General features: G+C 75.1%; 21 protein-coding genes, 4 pseudogenes and 3 riboswitches. Of the genes and pseudogenes, 16 read left to right on the forward strand and 9 right to left on the reverse strand.

The window, feature by feature from the left end; genetic code table 11:
- Positions 1-62 precede the first annotated feature (62 nt).
- Positions 63-911, reverse strand: a complete 849-nt coding sequence (locus FIV43_RS06785; protein WP_141013517.1) for an inositol monophosphatase family protein — start codon at positions 909-911, stop codon at positions 63-65.
- A pseudogene (locus FIV43_RS06790) lies at positions 908-2019 on the reverse strand (ferrochelatase). Before FIV43_RS06790 ends, FIV43_RS06785 begins: the two are co-directional and overlap by 4 nt.
- 110 nt (positions 2020-2129) lie before the next feature.
- Between FIV43_RS06790 and FIV43_RS06795 the strand changes: the two are divergent.
- Genes FIV43_RS06795 through FIV43_RS06805 form a run of 3 tightly spaced genes read left to right on the forward strand, consistent with a single transcriptional unit; the run spans position 2130 to position 4646 of the window.
- Positions 2130-2375 (forward strand): hypothetical protein, encoded by a 246-nt coding sequence (locus FIV43_RS06795; RefSeq protein WP_141013518.1) that lies wholly within the window; start codon positions 2130-2132, stop codon positions 2373-2375.
- Complete coding sequence (locus FIV43_RS06800; protein ID WP_141013519.1) at positions 2369-3358, forward strand: MFS transporter; 990 nt, start codon at positions 2369-2371, stop codon at positions 3356-3358. Before FIV43_RS06795 ends, FIV43_RS06800 begins: the two co-directional genes overlap by 7 nt.
- Positions 3315-4646: a D-arabinono-1,4-lactone oxidase gene (locus FIV43_RS06805; protein ID WP_141013520.1), complete on the forward strand. Its 1332-nt coding sequence runs from the start codon at positions 3315-3317 to the stop codon at positions 4644-4646. The genes FIV43_RS06800 and FIV43_RS06805 overlap by 44 nt, the downstream gene beginning before the upstream one ends.
- A 58-nt stretch (positions 4647-4704) precedes the next feature.
- Here FIV43_RS06805 and FIV43_RS06810 read toward each other — a convergent pair whose 3' ends face one another.
- Genes FIV43_RS06810 through FIV43_RS06820 form a run of 3 tightly spaced genes read right to left on the reverse strand, consistent with a single transcriptional unit; the run spans position 4705 to position 7290 of the window.
- Positions 4705-5394 (reverse strand): histidine phosphatase family protein, encoded by a 690-nt coding sequence (locus FIV43_RS06810; RefSeq protein WP_141013521.1) that lies wholly within the window; start codon positions 5392-5394, stop codon positions 4705-4707.
- An 11-nt stretch (positions 5395-5405) separates the two neighbouring features.
- Positions 5406-6149, reverse strand: a complete 744-nt coding sequence (locus tag FIV43_RS06815; protein ID WP_231123787.1) for a zinc ribbon domain-containing protein — start codon at positions 6147-6149, stop codon at positions 5406-5408.
- A gap of 19 nt (positions 6150-6168) precedes the next feature.
- A complete protein-coding gene (locus tag FIV43_RS06820) occupies positions 6169-7290 on the reverse strand; it encodes a Nif3-like dinuclear metal center hexameric protein (RefSeq protein ID WP_181407705.1) in 1122 nt (373 codons plus the stop codon).
- A gap of 19 nt (positions 7291-7309) precedes the next feature.
- Positions 7310-7500: riboswitch (cobalamin riboswitch) on the forward strand.
- A gap of 53 nt (positions 7501-7553) precedes the next feature.
- Between FIV43_RS06820 and FIV43_RS06825 the strand changes: the two genes are divergently transcribed.
- From FIV43_RS06825 to cobJ, 4 genes are all read left to right on the forward strand, one after another.
- Positions 7554-8207: a hypothetical protein gene (locus FIV43_RS06825; RefSeq protein WP_231123788.1), complete on the forward strand. Its 654-nt coding sequence runs from the start codon at positions 7554-7556 to the stop codon at positions 8205-8207.
- Between the two features lie 74 nt (positions 8208-8281).
- Positions 8282-8422 carry a hypothetical protein gene (locus FIV43_RS22080; protein WP_231123789.1) on the forward strand — a complete coding sequence of 47 codons (141 nt, stop codon included), beginning with the start codon at positions 8282-8284 and terminating at the stop codon, positions 8420-8422.
- Positions 8419-9075: a precorrin-8X methylmutase gene (locus FIV43_RS06830; RefSeq protein WP_141013523.1), complete on the forward strand. Its 657-nt coding sequence runs from the start codon at positions 8419-8421 to the stop codon at positions 9073-9075. The genes FIV43_RS22080 and FIV43_RS06830 overlap by 4 nt, the downstream gene beginning before the upstream one ends.
- On the forward strand, positions 9072-10670 hold the full coding sequence (gene cobJ, locus FIV43_RS06835) for a precorrin-3B C(17)-methyltransferase (protein WP_141013524.1): 1599 nt from the start codon (positions 9072-9074) through the stop codon (positions 10668-10670). Before FIV43_RS06830 ends, cobJ begins: the two co-directional genes overlap by 4 nt.
- A 1-nt stretch (position 10671) precedes the next feature.
- Here the strand turns inward: cobJ and cobM are convergent, their stop codons facing one another.
- Complete coding sequence (gene cobM, locus FIV43_RS06840) at positions 10672-11466, reverse strand: precorrin-4 C(11)-methyltransferase (protein WP_141013525.1); 795 nt, start codon at positions 11464-11466, stop codon at positions 10672-10674.
- On the reverse strand, positions 11463-13127 hold the full coding sequence (cbiE, locus tag FIV43_RS06845; RefSeq protein ID WP_231123790.1) for a precorrin-6y C5,15-methyltransferase (decarboxylating) subunit CbiE: 1665 nt from the start codon (positions 13125-13127) through the stop codon (positions 11463-11465). The genes cobM and cbiE overlap by 4 nt, the downstream gene beginning before the upstream one ends.
- Positions 13128-13158: 31 nt before the next feature.
- Positions 13159-13275, forward strand: a riboswitch (cobalamin riboswitch).
- A 103-nt stretch (positions 13276-13378) separates the two neighbouring features.
- On the opposite strand from cbiE, the pseudogene FIV43_RS23710 reads away from it, so the two are divergent.
- From FIV43_RS23710 to FIV43_RS06895, 9 genes and pseudogenes are all read left to right on the forward strand, one after another.
- Positions 13379-15374, forward strand: a pseudogene (locus tag FIV43_RS23710) (VWA domain-containing protein).
- Between the two features lie 124 nt (positions 15375-15498).
- Positions 15499-15996: a 5,6-dimethylbenzimidazole synthase gene (bluB, locus tag FIV43_RS06855; protein WP_231123791.1), complete on the forward strand. Its 498-nt coding sequence runs from the start codon at positions 15499-15501 to the stop codon at positions 15994-15996.
- Positions 15996-16610: a cob(I)yrinic acid a,c-diamide adenosyltransferase gene (gene cobO / locus FIV43_RS06860; RefSeq protein ID WP_141013526.1), complete on the forward strand. Its 615-nt coding sequence runs from the start codon at positions 15996-15998 to the stop codon at positions 16608-16610. The genes bluB and cobO overlap by 1 nt, the downstream gene beginning before the upstream one ends.
- 83 nt (positions 16611-16693) lie before the next feature.
- Positions 16694-19096 (forward strand): annotated as a pseudogene (locus tag FIV43_RS23715) (cobyrinate a,c-diamide synthase).
- Positions 19078-19198, forward strand: a riboswitch (cobalamin riboswitch). Its footprint overlaps the pseudogene before it by 19 nt.
- 62 nt (positions 19199-19260) lie before the next feature.
- Positions 19261-19482 carry a CbtB domain-containing protein gene (locus FIV43_RS06875; protein ID WP_141013527.1) on the forward strand — a complete coding sequence of 74 codons (222 nt, stop codon included), beginning with the start codon at positions 19261-19263 and terminating at the stop codon, positions 19480-19482.
- 12 nt (positions 19483-19494) lie between these two features.
- Positions 19495-20301, forward strand: a complete 807-nt coding sequence (locus FIV43_RS06880; RefSeq protein WP_141013528.1) for a CbtA family protein — start codon at positions 19495-19497, stop codon at positions 20299-20301.
- Positions 20298-21233, forward strand: coding sequence for a cobalamin biosynthesis protein (locus FIV43_RS06885; protein ID WP_141013529.1), 936 nt, complete (start codon positions 20298-20300; stop codon positions 21231-21233). The genes FIV43_RS06880 and FIV43_RS06885 overlap by 4 nt, the downstream gene beginning before the upstream one ends.
- A 60-nt stretch (positions 21234-21293) precedes the next feature.
- Entirely contained in the window at positions 21294-22082 is a 789-nt protein-coding gene (locus FIV43_RS06890) for an MOSC domain-containing protein (protein ID WP_141013530.1), read from the forward strand.
- A 104-nt stretch (positions 22083-22186) separates the two neighbouring features.
- On the forward strand, positions 22187-22609 hold the full coding sequence (locus FIV43_RS06895; RefSeq protein ID WP_141013531.1) for a hypothetical protein: 423 nt from the start codon (positions 22187-22189) through the stop codon (positions 22607-22609).
- Here the strand turns inward: FIV43_RS06895 and FIV43_RS06900 are convergent.
- Positions 22593-23356, reverse strand: a pseudogene (locus FIV43_RS06900) (cobalt-precorrin-6A reductase). The gene FIV43_RS06895 and the pseudogene FIV43_RS06900 overlap by 17 nt on opposite strands.
- Positions 23349-24740, reverse strand: a complete 1392-nt coding sequence (locus FIV43_RS06905) for a cobyric acid synthase (protein ID WP_141013532.1) — start codon at positions 24738-24740, stop codon at positions 23349-23351. The pseudogene FIV43_RS06900 and the gene FIV43_RS06905 overlap by 8 nt, the downstream one beginning before the upstream one ends.
- Between the last annotated feature and the right edge of the window lie 46 nt (positions 24741-24786).

Raw genomic sequence — 24786 nt, forward strand, 5'->3', positions numbered from 1 at the left:
GATGGCTTGCGAGTCTCCGAACAGTGCGATCGGTCGCGCTATTCCCGCCCCCGGCAAGGTATTCAGGCAGGTGAGGACGGCGCGTCGCCCGCGGCGAAGCCGGCGGCGACGATCGCGTCGCGCAGCTCCTCGAAGCCGTGCTCGGGTGCGCAGACCACCAGGTCGCCGCCGGCCGCGCCGTGGAGCACCTCGAACCGGGCTCCGGCCGCCCGGGCGAGGAAGGCACCGGCGGCGTGGTCCCACAGGTTGACGCCCTCCTCGGAGTAGCCGTCCAACGCCCCCTCGGCCACCGCGCACAGGTCGAGTGCGCACGAACCGGCGCGGCGGATGTCACGCACCACCGGCAGCAGCCGGGCGACCGCCGCGCCCTGCACGGCGCGGACCTCGGCCCGATAGCTGAAGCCCGTCGAGATCAGCCGGTGCGCCAGCGGTGCGGGGCCCCGAACCCGCAGCGGCCGGCCGTCCACGGTGGCCACGGCGCTGCCGTCGGGCCCGACGTGCCCCTGGTAGCGCCGGTCGTCGGGGATGCGGTGCACCACCCCGGCCACCACCCGCCCGTGCAGCTCCGCCGCGATCGACACGGCGTGGTCGGGACGGCCGTAGAGGAAGTTGACCGTGCCGTCGATCGGGTCGACGATCCAGCGGACCCCGGTGGTTCCGGCGACGTCGTCGCCCTCCTCGCCCAGGATCGCGTCGCCGGGACGCCGGGCGAGCAGGCGGGCGCGGATCAGCTCCTCGGCCGCCCGGTCGGCCTCGGTGACCACGTCGACCTCGCTCGACTTGGTGGCGGTGACGCCGACTCCGGCCGCGGCGTGTCGACGTACCAGCGCGGCGGCCTCGGTGGCGACCTCGGCGGCGATCGCGGCCAGGTCGGCGGGGAGTCCGGACGGGCCCGGCGCCTCCGCGGTCACCGGGCTCCGGCCGGCGTCTCGCGGGGCAGGCAGCAGTGCGACGGGCAGCGGTCGCAGACCGGTCCCCGGGTGCCGACCCCGAGGCGCCGCGGCTCCTCGCCGCGCTCGGCGGCGGCCCGTTCCAGGAAGAGGTCGCGGATCGCGGCGACGAAGCGCGGATCGGTGCCGGTGGTGGCCACCCGCAGCGCCGGGATGCCGACCTTCTCGGCGGTCGCCAGGGCCTCGGTGTCGAGGTCGTAGACGACCTCCATGTGATCGGAGACGAAGCCGACCGGGATCAGCACCACCCCGGGCACCCCTCGGCGGCGAGCTCCTCGAGCCGGTCGTTGACGTCCGGCTCCAGCCAGGGTGTGCGGGGGGACCCGGAGCGGGAGCAGTAGACAAGCTCGTGCGGCCGCCGGATGCCGGTGCGGGCCGCGACCTCCTCGGCGATCACGGCGGCGACATCGAGGTGCTGGGCCTGGTAGGCACCGCCCTCGGGGCCGCTCTCCTCGTTCATCGCGGTGGGGATCGAGTGGGTGACGAAGACCAGCCTCGTCGCCGGGTCGTGGCCGGTGGGCAGCTCGGCCAGCGCGTGCACGGTGGCGTCGACGACCGGCGTCACGAAGCCGGGGTGGTCGTAGTAGGCCCGCAGCTTGTCCAGCACCGGAGCGGTCAGGTCGTCGGGCACGGCGGCCGCCGCGTCCTCCAGGTTGATCCGGTACTGCCGGCAGCTGGACCAGGAGGAGTAGGCGGAGGTGACGATGCAGGCGGCGCGGCGCACCCCGTCGCGGGCCATCTGGGTGACCACGTCGGTCAGGTACGGCCCCCAGTTGCGGTTGCCCCAGTAGACCGGGACGTCGATCCCGTTCGCCGCCAGGTCCGCCTCGATGGCGCCGAGCAGCTCGCGGTTCTGGTCGTTGATCGGCGAGCGGCCGCCGAAGAGGAAGTAGTGCTCCCCCACCTGCTCGAGCCGCTCGCGCGGGATCCCGCGGCCGCGGGTCACGTTCTCCAGGAACGGTACGACGTCCTCGGGCTTCTCCGGTCCGCCGAAGGAGACCAGGAGCAGGGCGTCGTACGGGGCGGTGGCGGCGGTGGCGCTGGGGGCTGCGGAGCTGGACTCGGACACGCCCTCATCCTAGGGAGCCGCCGATGCCGCTCGGGCCGGTGGCGCGATCAGCGGCCGGATCGCTGGCGGGATTGGTGGCCCGGCCCGGTTCGGTGCAGGATGCCCGCACCATGCTCGAGCACTACCGCGCGATCTTCACGCGCGCCACCGCCGCGTTCAGCCTGACCGGGCTCGTCGCCCGCCTGCCGATCTCGATGGTCGGGCTGGGCATCGTGCTGCTCGCCGAGCACGAGACCGGGTCCTACGCGTTCGCCGGCGCGGTGTCGGCCGTGGCGCTGCTGTTCAACGCGGTCTTCGCGATCGTCCAGGGCCGCCTGCTCGACCGCTTCGGCCAGGGCGGGTGCTGCCGGTGGTGATCTCGGTCTGGGCCCTGGCTCTCGGTGCCGGCATGTGGTCCCTGCAGGCGGAGTGGTCCCGGGTCCTCACCTTCGCCTGCGCCGCCGTCGCGGGCGCCGCGATGCCGTCGGTCGGCACCTGCGTGCGGGCGCGGTGGTCGCACGTCCTGGCGGACCGGCCCGAGCGGCTGCACACCGCCTTCTCCTTCGAGGCGGTCGCCGACGAGGCGGTCTTCCTGATCGGCCCGATCGCGGTCACCGTGCTGGCCACCACCGTGCACCCGGCCGCCGGCCTGCTGGCGGCGCTGGTCAGCGGCCTGCTCGGGACCTGGGTCTTCGCGCTGCTGCGGAGCACCGCGCCCCCGCCGCACCCGCACGTCGAGGTGCGCACCGCCCGCGCTCCGATCCCGTGGGGCGCGATCGCGCCGCTGACCCTGGTGACGGCCTCCCTCGGGGTGCTCTTCGGCGCGGCCGAGGTGACCACCGTCGCGTTCGCCGAGGAGGAGGGCAGCAAGGGCGCGGCCGGGTTCCTGCTGGCGATCTGGGCGCTGGGCAGCCTGCTCGCGGGCCTGATCTCCGGCGCGGTCACCTGGCGCAGCAGCGCGGCGACCCGGCTGCGCTGGGGAGCGCTGGCGATGGCCCTGGCGATGGCGCCGCTCTTCGTGGTGCCCTCGCTGCCGGTGATGGCACTCGTGCTGCTGGTCGGCGGCTTCGCCATCTCCCCGACGCTGATCGCCGCGATGTCGCTCGCCGAGCAGGTGCTGCCCACCTCCCGGATGACCGAGGGGATGGCCTTCCTGCAGACCGGGATCGCGGCCGGGCTCGCGCCCGGAGCCGCCGTCGCCGGAGTGGTGATCGACCACGGCGGCGCCTCGCCGGCGTACCTGGTCTGCTTCGCGGGCGGCGCGATCGCCCTCCTGGGGGCGACCCTGGTGCGGGTACCCACTACGGTGCGTTCCCATGAGGACCTCGCAGCGGGCACAGAACCCGGCGTCGTGGCGTAACTGGTCGGGTCTGGAGCACGCCAGCGACCTGGAGGTGTGCACGCCCACCGATGCCGCCGAGGTGGCCGCCGAGGTGGTGCGGGCGCGCGAGGCCGGCCGCACCGTGAAGACCGCCGGCACCGGCCACAGCTTCACCGCCATCGCCCGGCCCGAGCACGTCCAGCTGCTCCCCCACGCGATGACCGGGATCGTCGCGGTGGACCGTGCGGCGATGACGGTCACCGCCCGGGCCGGCACCCAGCTGAAGGTCCTCAACGCCACGCTGGAGCGGCTGGGCCTGAGCCTGCACAACATGGGCGACATCGCCGAGCAGACCCTGGCCGGCGCGATCTCCACCGGTACCCACGGCACCGGTGGCCGGGCCGCCGGTCTGGCTGCGCAGGTGGTGGGCCTCGAGCTGGTGACCGGCACCGGGGAGGTGGTCCGGGCCGACGCCACGCAGAACCCGGAGATCCTGGAGCACGCCCGGGTCGGGCTGGGCGCGCTCGGCGTCCTCACCATGATCACCTTCGCGGTCGAGCCGCTGTTCCTGCTGCGGGCCGTCGAGCAGCCGATGGGCTGGGACGAGGGGCTGGACTCCTTCGACGGGATGGTCGCCGACTCCGACCACCTGGACATGTACTGGTTCCCGCACACCGACCGGCTGCTCACCAAGCGCAACACCCGGATGGGCACCGACCTCTCCGCGGCCGAGCCGCTGGCCCGCTGGCGCGGCTGGCTGGACGACGAGTTCCTCTCCAACACCCTGTTCGGGGTGCAGACCGCGGCGCTGAACCGGGCACCCGCGGCGATCCCGCAGGCGAACCGGCTGGCCGCCCGCCTGCTCGGGCCGCGGACCTACACCGACGTCGCCCACCGGGTGTTCACCACCTCGCGCGACGTCGTCTTCCGGGAGATGGAGTACGCCGTCCCCCGCGAGGCCGGTCTGCCGGCGCTGCGCGAGTGCCGCCGGGTGTTCGAGGCCTCCGGCCTGCGGGTCTCGTTCCCGGTCGAGATCCGGGTGGCGCCGGCCGACGACGTACCGCTGTCGACCGCGTCGGGTCGCGACTCCTTCTACCTGGCCTTCCACACCCACCGCGACGCCGACCACGCGGCGTACTTCGCGCTCATGGAGGAGGTCGTCAAGGCGCACGACGGCCGGCCGCACTGGGGCAAGCTGCACACCCGGCAGGCCGACGGGCTGGCCGATCTCTATCCGCGCTTCGGCGACTTCCTGGCGCTGCGGGACCGGCTCGACCCGGATCGGGTCTTCACCAACGCCTACCTGCGTCGCGTCCTCGGCGACTGAGACCGGCGACTGAACGGCCGGCGGCTGGATGGTCGGCGTCTGGGCCCCGGCGACGCGACTACCAGCGCCCGGTGTCGAGCAACGTACGACGACCGGGCGGCAGCGCGTTGAACATCCGCAGCGACGCCCGGTAGCCGGCCTGCACGCTGCTGTCCGGGTGGAAGGCGACCACCGACACCGAGGCCGGGGCCAGCTCGAAGGCGAACAGCGACTCCAGCGGCGCGCCGACGGCGTGCCCGACCAGCGTCTTGATCGGGGTGACGTGCGAGGCGACCACCAGGGTGCCTCCGGCGTGCGCGTCGAGGACGCGCCCCAGGCCGAGCAGCACCCGGCGGTGCACGTCGTGGAAGGACTCCCCGCCGTGCGGTGCGGCGGTCAGGTCGCTGAACCAGGCATCCATCCCCGCCTGGTCCGCGGCGGCGACCTCGGCGAAGGACTTGCCGTCCCACGAGCCGAACTCCATCTCGGCGAACGCCGGCTCCTCGGTGACCTCCAGCCCCAGCCGGGCCGCGATCAGGTCGGCGGTCTCGCGGGTGCGGCGTACCGGGGAGGCGATGACGGCGTCGAGCCGGTCGCCCAGCTCGCCCAACCAGGCGGCGGTGTGGCCGACCTGGTCCCGGCCCTCGTCGGAGAGCGGCGGGTTGTCGCCCCCCAGGCCCCCGGAGAACCGGCGCCCGGAGGTGTGCGTGGTGACCCCGTGCCGGACCAGGACCAGCGTCGTCGACGCTCCGCCGCGCGGATCGCTCATCGGCTGCCGCCCTAGAGCCCGCTCTCCTCGTTGCGGACCAGGATCCGGGAGCACTCCTCGCAGCGCACCACGTCGTCCGCGGCGCGTCCACGGATCGCGGCCAGTTCGGCGGCGTCGAGGGTGAGCATGCAGGCGCCGCAGCGGCGGGCGCGGAGCAGGGCGGCGCCGACCCCGTTGCGGGTGGTGCGCAGCTTCTCGTAGAGCGCGAGCAGGTCGTCGGGGATCGCTGCGACGATCGGCGCACGCCGCTCGCCCGTCTCCCCGATCCGCTCCTCCAGAGCCGCGGTCTGCTCCTCGCGCTCGGTGGTCAGCGCGTCGAGCTGACGATCGACCTCGTCGAGGTCGCTGCGCAGCTGCGCCAGACCGGTCTGCGCCTGCTCGAGGCGCTCCATCACCTCGAGCTCCTCGTCCTCCAGGGTGGAGATCCGGCGGTCCAGGCTCTCCAGCTCGTGCTGCATCCGCTCGAGGTCCTTGGGGTTGCCGATCAGCCCTGCGTCGATCCGGTCCTGGTCGCGCTTGCGGCGCGCCTTGACCTGCTCGACGTCGCGGTCGGCCTGCTCCTGCACGGCGGTCAGGTCGTCGACCTTGATCTGCTCGTCGCGGATCCATCCCTGGGTCTCGGTACGACGCGCGGTCAGTGCGGCGATCTCCGCGGTCTGCGGCAGGTTCGCCTTCTGGTGGCGCAGCTGGTCGACGCGGGCGTCGACCTCCTGCAGCTCCAGCAGCCGCAGCTGCGCGGACGGTTCGGCCTTCATCGGGTGCCCCTCACTGCGCTCACAGTCTCATTGTCCAAGGATCGGTCACGGTCCGGCTCACCCGGGTCTCGACGGCGTCACCGAGGGCGTCGCGGAGCTTGCGCTCGACCACCGGCAACCAGGTCCACTCCGCGGCCCAGTGGGCCACGTCGATCAGCGCCGGGCCGCCCCGCTCCACGAACTCGGCGGCCGGGTGGTGGCGCAGGTCGCTGGTCAGGTAGACGTCGACGTCGCTGCCGGCCACCCGGTCGAGCAGGAAGTCTCCGGCCCCGCCGCAGACCGCGACCCGCCGCACCGGCCGGCCGGGATCACCGGCGATCCGGACCCCGTGGTGGGTGGTGGGCAGCGCCTCGGCCACCGTCTCCGCGAACTCGCCGAGGGTGGTCGCGGCGACCGAGCCCACCCGCCCGGTGCCGGTGCGGGTGGTGCCGGGGTCGGCGAGCTCGCTCACGTCGTAGGCGGGCTCCTCGTAGGGGTGCGCGGCAAGCATCGCGCGGACCACCGCGGTGCGCACCGAGCGGCCGAGCACCGCCTCCACCCGCACCTCCTCGACGGTCTCGATCTCGCCGATGGTGCCGATCATCGGGTGGGCACCCTGCAGCGGCCGGAACCGCCCCTGGCCGGGGGCGGAGGTGAAGGAGGCGAACTCGTAGTCGCCGATCCGGCCGGCGCCGGCCTCGGCGATCGCGGCGCGGACCGGCGCGGCGGCGTCGGCGGGCACGAAGACGGTCAGCTTGTCCACCGGCTCACCGGGGGCGCTGAGGATCGGCGCCAGGTCGGTCAGCCCGAGGGCGCCGGCCAGCGCCTCGGAGACGCCGTCGGCGGCCTGGTCCGCGTTGGTGTGGGCGGTCAGCAGGGCGCAGTCGGCACCGGCCAGGGTGGCCAGGGTCCGTCCCTTGGGTGTGGTCGCGGCGAACCCGTGGACCGGCTTGAGGAAGAGCGGGTGGTGGACCACCAGCAGGTCGGCCTTCCAGTCGGCGGCCTCGGCGGCCACGGCCGGAGCGGGGTCCACGGCGAACATCACCCGCCTCACCTCGCGCTCCGGATCGCCGAGCACCAGGCCCACCGCGTCCCACTCCTCCGCGGTGGCCGGTGGGTACCAGGTGTGGATCAGGTCGAGCAGATCGGAGAGGGCCGGCATGCGCAGCAGCGTATCGAGGCACTACCGTGGCCGTGCCAGTCGACCTCCGAGAGGTCAGGGAACCCGGTGCGAATCCGGGACTGACGCGCAGCGGTATGGGTGACGGGCGGAGCACGAAGCCACTGGGCCCCGACGCGAGGACGGGCCTGGGAAGGCGCTCCGCACCGGTGGATCCCGAGTCCGAAGACCTGCTGGCCCTTGCGGCATCCGTCGCGAGGTCGGAACGCGGGCCGCGCGGGGGTCCGGACCTCGAAGGACACACCATGGTGCGAGCCAGACCGGACCGCTGCCCCGGCGTGCTCCGGCCGTGGCCGGCCGCCGACGGCGCGCTGGTGCGGGTGCGGGTGCCCGGCGGTCGGCTCCCGGTGCCGGCGCTGCGCGCGCTGGTCGACGTCGCCACCCGGTACGGCGACGGGCTGGTCCGCCTGACCGGCCGCGCCAACCTCCAGCTCCGCGCCTTCCCGACGATCACCGGCAGCACCGATGACGGCGTCGAGGTCCGGCTGCCCGAGGAGGTGGTGGCCGCGATCGAGGCCACCGGCCTGCTCCCTTCGCGCGCCCACGACCTGGCCCGCAACGTGCTGGTCTCCCCGCAGACCGGGCTGGCCGGTGGTCGCGCCGACCTGACCCCGGTGCTGGCCGACCTGGACGCCGCGCTGCTGGCCGCTCCGGACCTGGCCGGCCTGCCGGGGCGCTTCCTGTTCACCCTGGACGACGGTCGCGGCGACCTGGCCGACCGGCACCGCGATCTCGGCCTGGTCGCGCTGGACGCGGACCGGGTGCAGCTGCGGGTCGGCACCGGATGGGGCGCCGTGCTGCCCGCCCCCGGGCCCCGGCCGCTCTGGTCGACCTCGCCCGGAAGTTCCTGTGCCGGCGCGGCGCCGGGCCGGGCGCGGCCTGGCACGTCGCCGAGCTGACCACCCCGCTGGCGCCCGCGGTACCGGCCGAGCCGGGGGCCGAGGTCCGCGCGCCCGCCCTCCCGTTCGGCCCGGTGCCGGGCGGCCGCCACGTCCCGATCGATCCCGACGGCGCGATCCACGCCGCCCTGGTCGCCGACTGGGCGACCACCACCGACCTGGTCGTGCTCACTCCGTTCGGCGGGGTGCTCGTCCCCGAGGAGGAGAGCCGATGACCCCACCGACCCGCCGCTACGACTACGTCGCCGACGGCCCCGCGATCTACCTGGACTCGTTCGCCACCATCCGCCGGGAGGCGGACCTGAGCCGGGTGCCGGCCAGCGCCGAGAAGGTCGCGGTCCGGATGATCCACGGCAGCGGCCAGACCGACCTGACCCGCGACCTGGTGGTGCACCCGCGCCTCGGCGACGCGGGGCGCGCGGCGCTGGCGGCGGGCGCGCCGGTGCTCTGCGACGCCCGGATGGTGGCGATGGGCGTCACCGCCAGCCGCCTGCCCGCGGGCAACGCGGTGCACTGCTTCCTGACCGAGCCCGAGGTGCCGGGGCTGGCCGCGGCGTGGGGCACGACGCGCACGGCGGCGGCGGTGTCGCTCTGGGAGCCCCACCTGGCGGGCGCCGTGGTCGCCATCGGCAACGCGCCCACCGCGCTGTTCCACCTGTTGGAGATGCTGGTCGACGGTGCCCCGCGACCGGCGGCGATCATCGGCTGCCCGGTCGGCTTCATCGGCGCAGCGGAGTCCAAGCAGGCCCTGGTCGACCTCGCCACCGAGCACGGCATCGACGTGCCCTACGTGACCGTGCGGGGCCGGCGTGGCGGCTCCGCGATGGCCTCCTCGGCGGTCAACGCGCTGGCCCGGGAGGCGGAGTGAACGGCCCGGGCGGGTCCGGGGCGTTCACCGTGGTGGGGATCGGCCCCGGCGACCCCGAGCTGATCACCTTCAAGGCGGCCCGGGTGATCGGGGCGGCCGCGGTGGTGGCCTACCACGCCGGGGTGCGCAAGCAGTCCCACGCGCGCCGCATCGCCGCCGATCTGATCCCGGCCGGCGCACGCGAGGAGGAGCTGCGCTACCCGGTGACCACCGGCACCACCGACCATCCCGGCGGCTACGCCGGCGCGCTGGCCGACTTCTACGCCGAGTGCGCCACCCGGCTCTCCGCCCACCTCGACGCCGGCCGGGACGTGGTCCTGCTCGCCGAGGGCGACCCGCTCTTCTACGGCTCCTCGATGTACCTGCACGACCGGTTCTCCGACCGCTACCGCACCGAGGTCGTCCCGGGGGTGCCGGCGTTCTCCGCGGCCACCGCGGCGGTCGGCGCGCCGCTGGTCCGGCAGAAGGACGTGCTCACCGTGCTGCCCGGCACGCTCCCCGAGGCCGAGCTCGCCCGGCGCCTCGCCGACACCGACGGCGCGGTGATCATGAAGCTCGGCCGCACCTTCCCCGCGGTGCGCAGCGCCCTGGAGCAGGCCGGCCGCCTCGACGGCGCCTGGTACGTCGAGCGCGCCTCGATGCCCGAGCAGGAGTGGCGCCCGGTGGCCGAGGTCGACCCGGCCTCGGTCCCCTACTTCTCCCTCGTCGTGGTGCCCGGCGACACCGCGCCGGCCCGCACCGCGGACCGGCTCCGCGGCGACACCGCGCCGGCCCGCACCGCGGACCGGCTCCGCGGCGGCCGGGAGGCCCGGACGGAGGTGGGTGCGCGGACCGCGGACGAGGCGCGGCCGGGGCCGGCCTCGGCCCCCCTCCTCGTGGTCGGTCTCGGCCCCGGACCGGACGCCTGGCTCACCCCCGAGGTCGCCACCGCACTGGCGGAGGTGGACCACGTGGTCGGCTACGCGCCGTACGTCAACCGGGTGCCGCAGCGCCGCGGCCTGACCCGGCACGCCTCCGGCAACACCGTGGAGGTGGATCGGGCGCGACAGGCGCTCGACCTGGCGCTGGCCGGGGAGCGGGTCGCGGTCGTCTCGGGCGGCGACGCCGGCGTCTTCGGGATGGCTGCGGCCGTGTTCGAGGCGGCCGAGGACCCGGCGTACACCGAGGTCGAGGTACGGGTCCTGCCCGGCGTGAGCGCCATCCAGGCGGTCGCGGCCCGGGCGGGCGCCCCGATCGGGGCGGACTTCGCCGTGGTCAGCCTCTCCGACCGGCTCAAGCCCTGGACCGTGGTGGAGCGACGGCTGCGCGCGATCGCCGAGGCCGACCTCGTGCTGGGCATCTACAACCCCGCGTCCCGCTCCCGGCGCGAGCAGGTGGCCGATGCGGTCAAGGTGCTGCTCGAGCACCGCTGCGCCGACACGGTGGTCGTCGTCGGCCGCGACATCGGACGCGCCGAGGAGTCGCTGACGGTGACCACCCTCGGCGCCGTGGACGTCGCCGCGATCGACATGAAGTGCCTGCTGATCGTGGGCGCCTCGTCGACCCGGGTGACCCCCGGCGGGGCGGTCTGGACGCCGAGGTTCGTGGAGCGGTGACTCACCGCGACCGGCGCGCGGACTCCTGCGTCGGGGAGTCGCGCGTCGAGCGCTCCCGGTCCGCGGAGTAGAGAAAGGACTCCCCCGCACCCGGCGCCTCCGGTCCGGCCAGCGCCCGGCCGACCAGGATCACCGCCGCCTGGCGCAGCCCGGCGCGCTCCACCTGGTCCGCGATGTCGAGGACGGTGCCGCGCAGCACCTGCTCCTCGGGCTGGCTGGCGCGGTGGACGACGACCACCGGGCAGTCGGTGCCGTAGGGCGCGGCCAGCTCGGCCATCAGCTCTCGCACCCGGGTGATGCCCAGGTGCAGCACCAGGGTCGCCCGGGTGGCCGCGAACGCGGCGAGCGACTCGGTGGTCGGCATCGCGGTCGAGCGCGCCTGCGTCCGGGTGAGCACCACCGACTGGCTGACCAGCGGCACGGTGAGCTCGCGACCCACCCGCGCGGCCGCCGCGGCGTAGGCCGGCACCCCCGGCGTGACGTCCCAGGCGACCCCGGCGGCGTCGAGCCGTCGGGTCTGCTCGTGCAGCGCGGAGTAGAGCGACGGGTCGCCCGACGTCAGCCGCACCACGTCCTGCCCGGCCGCGTCGGCCTCCACCATCACCGCGGTCATCCGGTCCAGGTCCAGGTCCTGGGTGTCGACCAGACGGGCGTCGCTGCGGCAGTGGCCGAGCACCTCCCGGTCCAGGTAGGTGCCCGGATAGAGCACCACGTCCGCGGCGGCGAGCAGGCCGGCGGCCCGCAAGGTGATCAGGTCGGCGGCGCCGGGCCCCGCGCCCACGAAGTGCACGCTCATCGGTCCACGCTCCCGTCGGTGGTCGGCTCGGGGACGGGCTTGGTCCACGCCCACTGGGTGACCGCGCGGGCCGGGGTGAAGCCGGTGAAGGTGCCGAGCGGCTCGGCGCGCTCCACCGAGATCCGGGTCAGCTCCCCGCCCAGCCGACGGTACGACGCCAGCAGCTCCGCCTCCGTCTCCACCGTGACCCCGTGGACCACCAGGCGCCCACCGGGCCGCAGCCGGTGCGCGCAGCGGTCGATCAGGCCGGCCGCGGTGGCTCCGCCGCCGACGAAGATCGCGTCCGGGGTGGGCAGCGGGCCCAGCGCGTCGGGAGCCCGGCCGACGACGACCTCGAGACCGGGCACGCCGAGCCGCGCCGCGTTGCGGTCGATCCGTGCGCCACGCTCGGCGTCGGCCTCGACGGCGATGGTGCGGCAGGTCGGGTGCGCCCGCATCCACTCGATGCCGACCGATCCGGCTCCCGCGCCGACGTCCCACAGCAGCAGGCCCGGGGCGGGTTCGAGCCGGGACAGCGCACCGGCCCGGACGTCCCGCTTGGTCAGCTGGCCGTCGTGCTCGAAGAGCTCGTCGCGCAGTCCGGTCGACCAGCTGTTGCCGGCCGGCCCGACGACCTCGAGCGCGACCACGTTCAGCCGCGGCAGCCGCGCCTCGGCCCAGAACGCCTCCTCCGCGGCACGGGCCGCGACCCGGCTCTCCGCCGCCGAGCCCAGGTCGCCGAGCACGACGACCTCCGTGCCGCCGTGGCCCTCCTCGCGGACCAGCTGCGCGATCGCGGCCGGGGTGTGCTCGTCCGAGGAGAGCACCAGCAGCCGTCGGCCGGGGGCGAGCTGGCGTCGCAGGACGTCGAGGTCGCGGCCGACCACGGTGACCACCTCGGTCTCCTCGGCCGACCACCCGGTCCGGGCGCGGGCCAGCGCGACCGACGACACCGTCGGGAGCAGCCGGAGCCGGTTGCCCACCAGGGAGGCGAGCGTCGTACCGATCCCGGAGAGCAGGGGGTCGCCGGAGGCGAGCACGACGACGCGCCGCTCGGCCACCTCGGCCAGCAGCGACGGCAACGCCTCGGCCAGCGGCGAGGGCCAGGGGCGGCGGACCTGGTCGGGCCGCTCGGGGACCAGGGACAGGTGGCGGCGGCCGCCGAGCAGCACCTCGGCGTCGGCGACCGCCTCGGCGGCACCCGGGGCGAGGTGCCCGTCGGCCCCGATGCCGACCACGGTGACCGGCGGGGGCGGGCCGACCCACGGCAGCACCACGTCGCGGAGCAGCGGGGCCAGCCGCTCGGCGGGGATGTCCGGAGCGGCGGGGTCGTACCAGTGCAGCTCCTCGATCTCCGCCTGCACCCCGGACATCCGGACCAGCCGGGCGCTGAACACCACCGCCTGGACGAGGCGACCGGCCTCGTTGGCGGCGGCCGCGGTCCACTCGCCGAGCAGCCGCAGGTCGGCGAGCTCGGCGCCGAGCTCCTCGGCGAGCTCGCGGATGCCGGTCTGCTCCGGCGACTCCCCCGGCTCCGGCTTCCCACCCGGCTGCATGAACGCGTCCGTGCCGCGCTTGCGGACGGTCAGGATCCGCCCCGCGAGGTCCCGGACGAAGACGGCGACGACCCGGATCGGCTCGGCGCTGTGCGGGTCGGGGACGGACGCGGCGGGATCGGACACGGGCACGGACGCTATCGTGCTCCCCGAGCCACGAGGTGCCCCGACCGCCCACCAGCGGAAGGGGAGAATCTGGGAAGCCGGTGAGAGTCCGGCACAGGCCCGCTGCGGTGACCGGCGCTCGACGCCGGAAGTCCGAAGACCGGCCTCGGGGCGATCCGACGGCACACGAGCGGGAGCCTCCCATGCCAGTGAACTACCCCTTCGCAGCCGTCCTGGGCTGCGACCCCGAGACCCCTGACGGTCTGGACGACATGGGCCTCGCCCTCGTCCTCACCACGCTCTCGCCGGCGATCGGCGGCGTGCTGGTGCGCGGCGAGAAGGGCACCGCGAAGTCGACCGCGGTGCGCGGCCTGGCCGACGTGCTGCCGCCGATCCGGGTGCTGGCCGGTGACCGGTTCTCCTCCGACCCCGGCAACGGGGAGGCCGACGCGTCGCCGGACGGCCCGTTCCCGGCCGGCACGGCGCAGGAGAGCCGCCCGGTGCGTCTGGTCGAGCTGCCCGTCGGCGCGACCGAGGACCGGGTGCTGGGCTCGCTGCACCTGGAGTCCGCACTCTCCGCGGGCCGCGCGGAGTTCGAGCCGGGGCTGCTGGCCCGCGCTCACCGCGGCGTGCTCTACGTCGACGAGGTCAACCTGCTGCACGACCACCTGGTGGACGTGCTGCTCGACGCCGCCGCGATGGGCCGGGTGACCGTGGAGCGTGACGGCGTCTCGATCGCCCACCCGCGCGGTTCGTGCTGGTCGGCACGATGAACCCGAGGAGGGCGAGCTGCGGCCCCAGCTGCTCGACCGGTTCGGCCTCACCGTCGAGGTCGCGGCTCCGCGCGAGGCGAAGGCCCGCGCCGAGGTGGTGCGCCGACGGATCGATCACGACGCCGACCCGGCCGCCTTCGCCCGCCGCTACGACGGTGCCTCGGCACGGCTGCGCGAGCGGATCGCGACCGCCCAGATCCTGCTCGCCTCGGTGGAGCTCGACGACAGCGTCCTGGTGCGGATCGCCGAGGTCTGCTCGGCGTTCGGCGTCGACGGACTGCGCGCCGACATCGTCACCGCCCGGACCGCGGCCGCGCACGCCGCCTGGTGCGGCCGCACCGAGGTCACCGACGCCGACATCCGGGTGGCGGCCCGGCTGGCGCTGCCGCACCGGCGCCGCCGCAACCCGTTCGACTCCCCCGGCTTCGACGACGACCTGCTCGACGACGTGCTCGGACCGGAGGAGCCCGGGGAGCCCCAGGGTCCCGACGACGATCCGGAGCCGCCGGGAGGCGGTGGGCCGGACGCCGGCGGGACGGACGGCGGCGGGACGGACAGCACGAGCGACGGCGCCGACCCGGGCGGGCAGGACGGCACGGGCGACGCGTCCGGCGCGCCGGGCGCTCCCGGCCAGGAGTCGGACGATGCGACCTCCGACCGCACCGCGACGTCCGCTGCGGGCGAGGCGTTCCGCACCCGCCGGTTCACCGTGACCGGCGTCGGACAGGGCACCTCGGGCCGCCGTAGCCGGGCGGTGACCAGCACCGGACGCCGGGTCGGGGCGACGGCGCGGGTTCCCGGCGCCGGCACCGGGGGCATCCACCTCAGCGAGACGATCCGCGCCGCCGTACCGCACCAGGTGCGACGGGGCCGTCGACCCGGGTCGACGGACCGCCTGCGCCTGGAGGTCGAGGACCTGCGCACCGCGGTCCGGGAGGGCAAGGAGTCCAACCTGGTCCTGTTCTGCGTCGACGCATCCGGGTCGATGGCCGCCCGGCGGCGGATGGAGCAGGTGAAGACCGCCGTGCTCAGCCTGCTGATGGACGCCTACCAGCGCCGCGACAAGGTGGCGGTGATCAGCTTCCGCGGCGAGTCCGCCGAGGTGCTGCTGCCGCCCACCGGCTCGGTCGAGGTGGCCGCCCGCCGGCTCGACGAGCTGCCCGCGGGCGGACGCACTCCGTTGGCCGAGGGGCTGGACGCGGCGGTCGAGCTGCTCCGGGTCGAGGCGCTGCGCGACCCGCGCCGGCGTCCGCTGCTGGTGGTGGTCACCGACGGCCGCGCCACCGCCGGCCGCGACCCGGTGCAACGCTCCCGCGCCTCCGCCGACCGGTTGGCCCACGGCGGCGTGGCCGCGCTGGTGGTCGACTGCGAGGCCGGTCCGATGCGGCTGGGGCTGGCCCGGATCCTCGCCGACCGGCTCGGCGCCGAGCACGTGCCGGTCGCCGAGGTGAGCGCCGAGCTGCTCGTGGACGCCGCCCGGCAGCGCGCCGCATGACGCATCCGCTCTACGACGTGATCGCCCGCCGCCGCGACGTGCGGGCCGAGTTCACCGGTGAGCCGTTGGCCCCGAGGTGCTCACCCGGGTCCTCGAGGCGGCCCATCGCGCGCCGAGTGTCGGGATGAGCCAACCGTGGGACTTCGTGCTGGTGACCTCGACGGCCACCCGCGAGACGTTCGCCCAGCACGTGGCGACCGAGCGCGCGGCGTTCGCCGACGACCTCGACCCCGAGCGGCGGGCCACCTTCGACCGGATCAAGGTCGAGGGCATCCGGGAGGCGAGCATCGGCGTCGTGGTCACCCACGACCAGCGCCGCGGCGGGCCGAACGTGCTGGGCCGGCGCACGATCGCCGACACCGGGCTCTACTCGACCGTGCTGGCGATCCAGAACCTGTGGCTGGCGGCGACCGCGGAGGGCCTCGGCCTCGGTTGGGTCTCGTTCTACCGCGAGGAGTTCCTGCGCGGACTGCTCGACATCCCCGCGCAGGTCCGCCCGGTGGCCTGGCTGTGCCTGGGCACGGTCACCCACCTCGCCGACGTCCCCGACCTGGAACGGCACGGCTGGCGCTCGCGGCGACCGCTGGCCGACGCCGTGCACCACGAGACCTGGAGCCACTGATGCCACAGGGACAGCCCGTCGCCGTACCCGAGGACGGCCTGACCACGCGCCAGCGCCGCAACCGTCCGCTGCTGATGGTGCACACCGGTGACGGCAAGGGGAAGTCGACCGCCGCGTTCGGCCTGGCCCTGCGCGGCTGGAACGCGGGGTTCCGGATCGGCGTCTTCCAGTTCGTGAAGTCCGCGAAGTGGCGGATCGGCGAGCAGACCGTGCTGGAGCGCCTCGGCGTGCTGCACGAGGAGACCGGCGAGGGCGGCCCGGTGGAGTGGCACAAGATGGGGTCGGGCTGGTCCTGGCGTCGCAAGGAGGGCACCGAGGCCGACCACGCCGCGGCCGCGGCCGAGGGGTGGGCGGAGATCAAGCGCCGGCTGGCCGCGCAGACCCACGACCTCTACGTGCTCGACGAGTTCACCTACCCGATCCACTGGGGCTGGGTGGACGCCGAGGACGTCGCGACCACGCTGGCGCAGCGCCCGGGCCGCCAGCACGTGGTGGTGACCGGGCGCCGGGCCCATCCCGCGCTGCTCGACGCCGCCGACCTGGTCACCGAGATGACGAAGGTCAAGCACCCGATGGATGCCGGCCAGAAGGGCCAGCGAGGCATCGAGTGGTGAGCCCGGCGGACTCCACGGCGGACTCCACGGCGGACTCCACGGCGGACTCCACTGCAGACCCGGCGGCGCTGCCGAGGGTGGTCCTGGCCGCGCCGTCCACGGGTCAGGGGAAGACCACCGTGGCGACCGGCCTGATGGCCGCGCTGCGCGCCACCGGGCGCACCGTCAGCGGGCACAAGGTCGGCCCGGACTACATCGATCCCGGCTACCACGCACTGGCCTGCGGCCGCCCCGGCCGCAACCTCGACCCGCACCTGGTCGGCGAGGAGCTGGTGGCGCCGTTGCTGCGGCACGGGGCGCGGACGCCGACTCCCGCCGACGTCGCGGTGATCGAGGGCGTGATGGGCCTCTTCGACGGGCGGATCGGCGGTCAGGGGTTCTCCTCGACCGCGCACGTCGCCGCGCTGACCGGGTCGCCGGTGGTGCTGGTCGTCGACATCGCACGCTCCTCCCGCACGATCGGCGCCGTGGTGCACGGGCTGGCCACCTGGGACCCCGGCGTCCGCGTGGCCGGGGTGATCCTGAACCGGGCCGGGTCGCCGCGGCACGCCCGCGAGGTCGCCGACTCGATCGGGCTGCCCGTGCTCGGTGTGATCCCGCGCGAGGAACAGGTGGCGACCCCGTCACGCCACCTGGGGCTGGTCACCGCCGCCGAGCGCGGCGACGCCGCCGCCGTCGTCGAGCGGCTGGGCGCCCTGGTGGCCGAGCACGTCGACCTGGACGCGGTCCTCGCCATCGCCGGCAGCGCAGCTCCGCTGACCGCGGCCACGTGGACCCCGGCCCCTGCGCGCCCGTCCCGGACCCGGAGGTGGAGGCAGGGGTGAGGTCGCGGGCGGAGCCGCTCTCCCGGCCCACCGTCGCACTGGCCGGCGGCCGCGCCTTCAGCTTCCACTACGCCGAGACCACCGAGCTGCTCACCGCCGCCGGACTCGACGTGGTCACCTTCGACCCGACCACCGACCCCGACCTCCCGGCCGGCACCGCCGGCCTCTACCTCGGCGGTGGATTCCCCGAGGAGCACGCGAAGGCCCTGGCCGCCAACACGCGGTTGCGTACGACGATCCGCGACGCCGTCACCGACCGAATGCCGACCGTGGCCGAGTGCGCCGGACTGCTCTACCTGTGCCGCAGCCTCGACGGCACACCGATGGCCGGCGTGCTGCCGGCCGACGCGGCGATGAGCGGGCGACTCACCCTGCGTTATCCGACCGCCACCGCGGTGTCCGACTCGCTGCTGACCCGGCACGGCGAGCGGGTCACCGGCCACGAGTTCCACCGCACCACCACCAGTCCGCCCACCGGCGCGTCCCCCGCGTGGCAGATCGACCAGGAGGTCGTCGGCTTCGCCTCCGCCACCCTGCACGCCTCCTACCTGCACACCCACTGGGCCGGCCACCCGCAGCTGGCCGCGCGCTTCGCCGAGGCGGTGCGCGCCGGTGCGTGACCCGATCCCCGACCGGCAGCCCGGCCCACAGCCCGATCCGCTCCCCGACCCGCTGCGACACCACGGTGACGTGGAGGCCCGGACCGGCCTCCTCGACTTCGCGGTGAACGTGTTCGCCGGCCCCCGTCCCGAGTGGCTGGATGCCGCCCTGCTCGCCTCCCTGGACGAGGTCGATCGCTACCCCAGCGCCGACCGGGCCGCGGCCGCCGTGGCCGCTCACCACCGGCGACCCGGCACGGAGGTGCTGGTCACCGCCGGGGCGGCCGAGGCCTTCACGCTGGTGTCCCGGCTCCGGCCGTGGCGCCGCCCGGTCGTCGTGCACCCGCAGTTCACCGAGCCGCACGCCGCGCTGGCGCAGGCCGGTCACCGGGTCACCGAGCACGTCCTCACCGCGCCGTTCCGGCTCGACCCGGCGGCGGTGCCCGCCGACGCCGATCTCGTGGTCGTCGGCAACCCGACGAACCCGACCGGGGTGCTGCACCCACCGGAGACGATCCGTGCGCTGCTGCGCCCAGGCCGACTGGTCGTCGTGGACGAGGCCTTCATGGACTGCGTCGACGACCCCGACGCCTCCCTGACCGGGGAGTCCCGCGCCGGGCTGGTGGTGATCCGCTCGCTGACCAAGCACTGGGGCATCCCCGGGATTCGGGCCGGCTACCTGCTCGGGCCGCCGGAGACGGTGGCCGCGCTCGGTCGGGCCCAGACGCCGTGGTCGCTGGCGACCACGGCCGCCGCCGCGGTCGAGGCGTGCCTGGGTCCCTGGGCCGCGGCGGAGGCCCGGCGTCGTACCGAGGCGGTGGCGGTGTGGCGCGACCACCTGCAACGCGGGCTGACCGACCTCGGGGTGGAGCACGTCGCGTCGGCCGCGTCGTTCGTCCTGGCGCGGCCCGGTCGCGGCGTCCGCGACGTGCTGCGGCATCGCGGGATCGCGGTCCGGCGTGCGGACACCTTCCCCGGTCTGGACGACACCTGGATCCGGGTCGCCGTCCGGCCCCCGGACACCTGCGACGTACTGCTGCACGCGCTGTCGTCGATGCCCTAGGCTGAGCCGGCACGCCCGAGGAAGCCGGTGGAAGTCCGGCACAGTCGCGCTACTGTGACATCGCCTCCGGGCCGGGAGACCGGCCAGGGGTGGTGGAGTCAGACCCGACGGCGAGCACACTCCACCACGTCGAGACAGGGACGCTGAATCCCTGAGGAGGACTCATGTCGCAGTCGTCTGCTGCCCCCGTCGCCGGCTCGCCCGTCGCGCTCCCCACCGTCCCGCTGATGGCGGTCGGCACCTGGCTGGTCTTCGTCGGCCTGCTCGCGATGCTGGTCATCTTCTTCGTCAGCGCCGACCAGGGCGCCGTCTCGTTGCCGGCCGGCAACGCCGTGCACGAGTGGGTGCACGACGCCCGCCACCTGCTCGGCTACCCCTGCCACTGAGGGGTTGCGGTCGTGGACTCGCAGCACACCCCTGCCCTCACGCCGGCCGCCTTCGTGGTCCGCGGCCTCGCCGCCGGCCTCGCCGCCGGCCTGATCGCCTTCCTGGTCGCCTTCGCCCTCGGCGAGCCGCACATCGACGACGCGATCGCGCTCGAGGAGGCCGCCTCCGCCGACGCCACCCCGGCCGACATCGCCGCCGAGGAGGCCGAGGCCGACGAGCCCGGCATGGTCGAGGTGTCCCGGGAGAACCAGAAGTCCTGGGGGCTGCTGACCGGCACCCTGGCGATCGGCGCCGCGCTCGGCGGACTGATCTCGCTGGCCGCCGCCGGCGCGCTCGGCCGGCTCGGCTCGCTGTCGCCACGCGCCAGCACCGCGCTGGTCGCCGGGCTCGGCTTCGTCGCCGTCGCTCTGGTGCCGTTCCTGAAGTACCCGGCGACGCCTCCGGCCGTCGGCAGCGGGGACACGATCGGGTCCCGGACCGCGGAGTACTTCGCGATGCTGCTGGTCTCCGTGCTCGCCATGATCGCGGCCGTGCTGGTCGCGAACCGGCTGCGCACCCGGCTCGACCCCTGGACCGCGGTCGGCGTGGCCGGCCTCGGCTACCTGGTGGTGGTCGGTGTCGCCGCCGCGCTGCTCCCCACGGTCAACGAACTGGGAGCCTTCCCCGCCGACACGCTCTGGTACTTCCGACGCTCCTCGCTGTTCACCCTGGCCGCGCTCTGGGCCACCCTCGGCGTCGGCCTGGTCGCGTCCGTCGGGCGCCTCACCGACCGCGTCCGGGCGGAGGACCGGCGCCGCGCGCTCGCCGCGACCCTGTGAGTCGGGCCGCCGGGACTCGGGCCGCCGGTCTCGCGCTCGGCTTCGCCGCGGACCGCCTGCTCGGCGATCCGCGGCGACTCCACCCCGTCGCCGGCTTCGGACGGGTCGCGGGAGTGCTGGAGCAGCGGACCTGGCAGGACTCCCGCCCGGCCGGCGCCGTGCACGTCGGCGTCCTCGTCGGCGGCGCGATCGCCCTCGGCGCCCTGACCGAGCAGGTACGTCGACCGCTCCCCCGCACGCTGCTGGTCGGCGCCGCGACCTGGGCCGTGCTCGGTGGCAGGTCGCTGGATCGCGAGGTGGCGGCGCTGGAGTCGCTGCTGCTCACCGGCGACCTGGACGGGGCCCGGCGGCGGTTGCGCAACCTGGTGGGCCGGGACACCAGCCGGCTGACCGAGCCCGAGATCGTTCGCGCCGCGCTCGAGTCGCTGGCCGAGAACACCTCCGACGCCGTGGTCTCCTCGTTGGTGTGGGGTGCGGTGGCCGGTGTCCCGGGGTTGCTGGCGCACCGGGCCGCGAACACTCTCGACGCCATGGTCGGTCACCGGTCCACCCGCTACGCGCGGTTCGGCTGGGCCGGCGCCCGCCTCGACGACGTACTGAACCTGCCGGGCTCCCGGCTGTCGGCGGCGCTGACCTGCCTGGTCGGCCCGGACCGCTCCGGCGCGCTGCGCGCCTGGCGTCGGGACGCCGCGGCCCACCCCAGCCCCAACGCGGGACCGGTGGAGGCCGCGTTCGCGGGCGCACTCGGCGTCCGGCTCGGCGGCCGGAACGTCTACGGACCGCCCGGCGACCAGTGGGTCGAGGATCGGGCGGTGATGGGCGACGGGCGGACACCCGAGGTCGCCGACCTGTCCCGGGCGCGGAGGCTGGCGCTGGCCGTGGACCTCGGCGCGCTGGCCGTGGCCGGGTTGAGCGCGGCGGCCCGGGGGTGACCGACGCGTGAGCACCGAGCCGGGCGTCGCCGCGCGCCCCGCCCGTGACAGGCTGGTCCCGTGGCGACCGAACACCTGATCACCCGACTGTCGACCACTCCGGTCAAGGGCCTGCGGCTGCATCACCCCGATGCCGTCGAGCTCACCCCGTCCGGCGCGGCCGGGGACCGCCGCTTCTACCTCGTCGACGAGGCCGGCACGGTGCAGAGCTGCACCCGCAACCAGGGGCTCTACGAGCTGAGCGCGTCGTGGGAGGAGTCCTCCCGCCGTCTCGAGGTCCGCCGCGGCGACGACGTCGTCGCGGCCGGCGTCATCGAGCGCGACCGACCCGTGGCCACCGACATGTCCGGCCTCCGGACGCTGGAGGCCGACACGGTCACCGACCCGATGTGGGGCGAGCTCTTCTCCGAGGCCGTCGGCCGACGGGTCCGCCTGGTGCAGGCCCGTGACTCCGCCTACGACGTCGCACCGGTCACCCTGCTCGGCTCCGCCTCGGTGCGGGAGCTGGCGGACCGTGCCGGGCTCGACGGGGTGGACGCTCGCCGGTTCCGGATGCTGATCGACTTCTCCAGCGAGGACCCGCACGTGGAGGACGGTTGGGACGGGCGCCGGCTCCGCGTCGGCGGCGCGGTCCTCTCGTGCGAGGGTCCGGTCAAGCGTTGCGCCGCCACCACCCGGCACCCCGACTCCGGCGAGTCCGACCTGCAGACGCTCCGCCTGATCAAGGGCTATCGCGGACGCCAGCCCTCCATCCTCGGTCTCGGCGCCAACTTCGGCATCTACGCGCGCGTGATCGAGGCCGGGCCGATCGCGGTCGGCGACCGGCTGGTGGTGGACGAGGTCGCCTGACGGATCGGCAGACTCGGCAGCGGTCCGGGTCCGGAACGCAGCCGATTCGGAGCACCTGTGGAGAACGCCTGCGGCGATCCGCGAACAGGCGCACAGTGGACGTCATGACCGACCACGAGATCCCGGCGCTGCTGCCGCCCGACCAGATGCCACCGGTTGTCGACCAGGCCTCGCTGGAGCATCTCTGGCGCGCCATGATGGGCGAGCTGGGCTTCACCGAGCCGCAGGTGTGGGTGATGGTCCTGCGCCGGGGCGCCGCCCGCTTCGTCACCAAGGTGGAGGACGTGCCGCTCTGCCCCGACCCGGGGACCGTGGCGACCATGGTGGGGTGCTTCCAGCACCTCACCGACCGGGCGGAGGACCGGCTGGCGTTCCTCTACGCCCGCCCCGGTGGCGCGGCACTGACGCCCGCCGACTTGGCCTGGGCCCACGAGCTCTCCGTCCGCGGCGACGGGTGGCCCGTCCACCTCGCCACGGACACGGTGGTGCGCGTGGTCGCGATGGACGACCTCAGGGACGCCGGCTGAGCACCCACCTGCGCGCAGCCTCGACGTCGTGGACCACCTCGACGTCGGGTTCGGGCGCCGGACGGCGCACCAGCACCACGGGCAGCCCCAGCTCGGCGGCAGCCTCCATCTTGGGCCAGGTGTAGCCGCCGCCGGAGTCCTTGGTGACCACCACGTCGACACCGTGGTCGAGCATCAGCTCACGCTCTCCGTCCAGGTCGTAGGGTCCGCGGCTGGTCACCAGCCGCCAGGCGGCCGGGATCTCCCCCTCCGGTGGGTCGACCACCCGGGCGAGCACCTCCTTCTCCGCCAGCGCCGGCGCGAACCGGCCGAGCTCCTGCCGCCCACGGTCAGGAAGGGACGGTTGCCCAGCTCGCCGGCGACGGTCGCCGCCTGCTCGTGGGTGGAGACCCAGATCCACGAGGGTGCCGTCCGGTCCGCCCACCCTGGCCGCTCGAGCCGCAGCAGCCCGACCCCGGTCCGGCGGGCGGCCTGCGCCGCGTTGGCCGACATGCCGGTGGAGAACGGGTGGGTGGCGTCGACCATCAGGTCGTACGACGCCAGCTCGGCCACCAGCCCCGGCACTCCTCCGAACCCGCCGATCCGCACCTCGCCGACGGGCAGGCGGGGACGGGCCACGCGGCCGGCCAGCGAGGAGACCACCTCCACCCCGTCGCCGACGAGCAGCTCGGCCAGCGTGCGGGCCTCCGACGTACCGCCCAGCAGCAGGACGCGGGGCGCCGCGCCGGCGGCGGTCCGCTCAGCCATCCGCCACCTCCAGCAGCGCGTCGAGGTCGAGGTGCTGCTCGACCAGGTCGCCGAGCAGGTCCAGCCTCCGGGCTCGGGCGGCGGGGAACGAGGCCCGCGACCGCACGCCGAGCATCTCGTGGAGGTAGTCCGCGCGGACCCGGTCGTCCTCCAGGGAGCCGTGCACCATCGTGCCGACCACGCCGCCGCTGCGGGTCTCGCCGTCGATCCGTCCGTGGTGGATCTCGTAGCCGGCCGGCGCGTGCACGGCCAGGCGCTTGTCCCGGGTGAAGCGGGTGACCAGGTCGAGCAGCCCCAGTCCCTCGGCGGCGCCCCCCACCGGGCCCTCCACGCCGTCCGGGTCCTCGATCCGGCGCCCAAGCATCTGGCACCCGCCGCAGATCCCCAGCACCGGACGACCGGCCGCGACGTGGCGGGCGATGGCGCGGTCGAGTCCGCGGGCGCGGAGCCAGGCCAGGTCGGCCAGCGTCGCCCGGGTGCCGGGCAGCACGACCAGGTCGGCGTCGGCCAGTCGCCCGGGATCGCTGACGAAGCTCACGTCCAGGTCGGGCTCCAGCCCGAGCGCGTCGAGGTCGGTGAAGTTGCTGATCCGCGGCAGCCGGACCACCGCGACCCGTCGCGCTCCGTCGGCGGCGCGGCGGCCCTCCAGGTCGAGCGCGTCCTCGGAGTCCAGCCAGAGGTCGGGGTGCCAGGGCAGCACCCCGAAGGTCGGCAGGCCGGTCCGCTCCTGCAGGTCGCTGAGGCCGGGGCGCAGCAGGTCGACGTCGCCGCGGAACTTGTTGACCACGAAGCCGCGGACCAGGGCCCGGTCCTCGGCGTCGAGCAGCATCACGGTGCCGAAGGCGGACGCGAACCAGCCGCCGCGGTCGATGTCGCCCACCACCACGGTCGGGATCCGGCCGTGCTGCGCCAGCCCCATGTTCACGTAGTCGGAGGTGCGCAGGTTGATCTCGGCCGGACTCCCCGCGCCCTCCGCCACCACGAGGTCGAACCGGCCGGCGAGGTCGTCGTAGGCGTCGAAGGCCGCGGCGGCGAGCCGGCGGCGGCCGTCCACGAAGTCCCGGGCGGTGACCTCACCGTCGGGCAGACCCATCCGGATGACGTGGCTGCGCCGGTCGCTGCCGGGCTTGAGCAGCACCGGGTTCATCGCGACCTCGGGCGGCACCCCCGCGGCGAGGGCCTGCACCCACTGCGCCCGGCCGATCTCGCCGTGGCCGTCGAACGGGTCGGCGCCGAGCGGCACCACCATCGAGTTGTTGGACATGTTCTGCGCCTTGTACGGCGCCACCCGGATGCCGCGCCGGGCGAACGCCCGGCACAGCCCGGTGACGAGCACGGTCTTGCCGGCGTCCGAGGTCATCCCGGCGACCAGCAGCGCACTCACCGGCGGCCCTCGAACGCATGGGGCCGCAGCACGTCGCGATCGGGCA

The sequence above is a fragment of the Nocardioides sambongensis genome (assembly GCF_006494815.1).
Lineage (GTDB): Bacteria > Actinomycetota > Actinomycetes > Propionibacteriales > Nocardioidaceae > Nocardioides > Nocardioides sambongensis.

Bases quoted from the DNA above. Each gene is read 5' to 3' on its own strand.
- FIV43_RS06795 (WP_141013518.1), top strand. From the start codon at position 2,130: ATGCTCGAGCACTACCGCGCGATCTTCACGCGCGCCACCGCCGCGTTC.
- FIV43_RS06805 (WP_141013520.1), top strand. From the start codon at position 3,315: ATGAGGACCTCGCAGCGGGCACAGAACCCGGCGTCGTGGCGTAACTGG.
- FIV43_RS06810 (WP_141013521.1), bottom strand. From the start codon at position 5,394: ATGAGCGATCCGCGCGGCGGAGCGTCGACGACGCTGGTCCTGGTCCGG.
- FIV43_RS06815 (WP_231123787.1), bottom strand. From the start codon at position 6,149: ATGAAGGCCGAACCGTCCGCGCAGCTGCGGCTGCTGGAGCTGCAGGAG.
- FIV43_RS06820 (WP_181407705.1), bottom strand. From the start codon at position 7,290: ATGCCGGCCCTCTCCGATCTGCTCGACCTGATCCACACCTGGTACCCA.
- FIV43_RS06825 (WP_231123788.1), top strand. From the start codon at position 7,554: ATGGTGCGAGCCAGACCGGACCGCTGCCCCGGCGTGCTCCGGCCGTGG.
- FIV43_RS06830 (WP_141013523.1), top strand. From the start codon at position 8,419: ATGACCCCACCGACCCGCCGCTACGACTACGTCGCCGACGGCCCCGCG.
- cobM (WP_141013525.1), bottom strand. From the start codon at position 11,466: ATGAGCGTGCACTTCGTGGGCGCGGGGCCCGGCGCCGCCGACCTGATC.
- bluB (WP_231123791.1), top strand. From the start codon at position 15,499: ATGAGCCAACCGTGGGACTTCGTGCTGGTGACCTCGACGGCCACCCGC.
- cobO (WP_141013526.1), top strand. From the start codon at position 15,996: ATGCCACAGGGACAGCCCGTCGCCGTACCCGAGGACGGCCTGACCACG.
- FIV43_RS06875 (WP_141013527.1), top strand. From the start codon at position 19,261: ATGTCGCAGTCGTCTGCTGCCCCCGTCGCCGGCTCGCCCGTCGCGCTC.
- FIV43_RS06895 (WP_141013531.1), top strand. From the start codon at position 22,187: ATGACCGACCACGAGATCCCGGCGCTGCTGCCGCCCGACCAGATGCCA.